Raw genomic sequence first — 475 nt, forward strand, 5'->3', positions numbered from 1 at the left:
TAGCCGCGAAACGGTCGTGCTCCCGGTCTGAGGCCGCGCGCACTGCGCTTATGTTCGGTATCCGTTTCGCTGAGGCCGAGCATACTTTCAACATCACCCGTGCGGTCCTCGTTCTCGAGTACATGCAGGCGGCGATCGACGTGATTATCACACGCGATCACGGCGACGTCGTACCCCAGCTTCGCGAAGCCGCGAAGGAGCGCCTGGCGACGTTCCATGCGTAGCGGCGACATCCGGTTCAACGGTCAGGCGGCGACCGTAAAGCACCATTCCGCGCGGGGGCGAATCACCCGCAACTCGGGCAATTTCACCCGCGGTTCGCAGCTTCTCGCCAGTCAGTACAAGATGACCTGGGCGGGCCTCCAGGTGCCCATCTGGATATGGCTGGGGACGTTCATCGTCCTGTTCAATATCTTCGTCTGGCTGGGCCTCGCCGAGCATGAATTCCAGCTCGACCTGATGAAGCTCTATTCCG

Annotated in this window: 2 protein-coding genes; both read left to right on the forward strand. The window is 61.3% G+C overall.

The window, feature by feature from the left end:
• A partial coding sequence (locus tag CVH10_RS25695) for a hypothetical protein (protein WP_219924746.1) occupies window positions 1-224 on the forward strand: 224 nt, incomplete at its 5' end.
• Window positions 217-475, forward strand: a 259-nt coding sequence (locus CVH10_RS17335) for a hypothetical protein (protein ID WP_219924747.1), incomplete at its 3' end; no start/stop codon positions are given. The genes CVH10_RS25695 and CVH10_RS17335, both read left to right, overlap by 8 nt.

Origin of the sequence: Halomonas sp. ND22Bw (assembly GCF_003011945.1) — a bacterium.
In the GTDB taxonomy this organism is placed as follows: domain Bacteria; phylum Pseudomonadota; class Gammaproteobacteria; order Pseudomonadales; family Halomonadaceae; genus Halomonas; species Halomonas halophila.